This window comes from Roseateles sp. P5_B10 (assembly GCF_056400485.1).
Map to the genome: position 1 here is coordinate 1 of NZ_JBFULE010001176.1, position 1,221 is coordinate 1,221.

Genomic DNA, 1,221 nt, shown 5'->3' on the forward strand with positions numbered 1-1,221 from the left:
CACTAGCGCAAATATTTGCTCTAGCCGTCGTGCTGGAAGTGTTTTCCGTTACGGCGCCGCTACTTCAGCAAATGCTGGTAGACGACGTGGCAACTTCTGGTGACGCCGACATGCTGACGGTGGTCGTGCTTGGGTTTGGCCTGCTACTCATTGTTCAAACCCTTGTAGGGATGGCGCGTAGTTGGATGGTCATCGTACTGAGCCAATCTCTTTCACTGCAATGGAGCAGTAACGTTTTTGCCCACATGCTGCGCCTGCCGGTGGAATTCTTCGAGCGACGCCATCTGGGAGATATTACTTCGCGGTTTGGTGCGGTGCATGACATTCAAAGGACGCTTACTAATGCAGCCATCGAGGCTGTGCTTGACGGGTTGATGGCCGTTGCTGCGCTGGTGATGATGTTGATCTACGCCCCAGTGCTTTCCGCAATAACAATGACGGCTGTCGCCATATACGGCCTGATGCGGTGGGTGGTATTTGCTCCGTTTCGGGAAGCCGGCGCCGAACGACTCGTGTTAGGGGCAAGGGAGAGCACTCACTTTATCGAAACTATACGCGCCATTTCAGCTTTGAAGCTATATGGACGCGAACAGGAACGTCGCGCTCGTTGGCAAAATTTGTTGGTCGATGTCCAGAATCGAGATGTACGCACAGCCCGTTTAAATATGCATTTCGGCACAGTGCATAACTTGGTCTTTGGATTAGAAAATCTGTTAGTCATGTGGTTGGGTTGGAAATACATACTGGCCGGAATCGCCAATGGCGGCCCAGATTCCGGATCAGTCATGACTATTGGTATGCTGTTTGCGTATCTCAGCTATAAAGGCCAATTTACCGGACGAATCTCTGCGCTAATCAACTATGCAGTCGAGCTAAAAATGTTGGATCTGCATGCAGAACGACTGTCAGACATTTGTTTGGAGCCTCCCGAGGTTGATGCTGCGCCAGATAGCGACCTCGATCAATTGGCTCCCAGTCTTGAACTGCGAGGAGTGAGCTTTCGCTATGGCGAAGACGACCCGTGGGTATTAAAAGATGTCAATTTAAAGATCAATGCTGGCGAGTGTGTCGCAGTGGTGGGCGCTTCAGGAGTGGGTAAAACCACGCTGCTAAAAATTGCGCTTGGCCTTCTACAGCCGAACGAGGGGAATATTTTTTACGGTGGGCAACCAGTTCGCCATCTCGGCCTCCAGAACTTTCGTCGCCATGTCGGTACCGTGA

At 51.5% G+C, this 1,221-nt stretch carries 1 protein-coding gene; it reads left to right on the plus strand.

Translation table 11 applies throughout. The annotated features are described in order from the left end of the window. Window positions 1-29 precede the first annotated feature (29 nt). The coding region (locus tag AC1DU6_RS31860; protein ID WP_477862199.1) for an ABC transporter transmembrane domain-containing protein at window positions 30-1,221 on the plus strand (1,192 nt) is incomplete at its 3' end.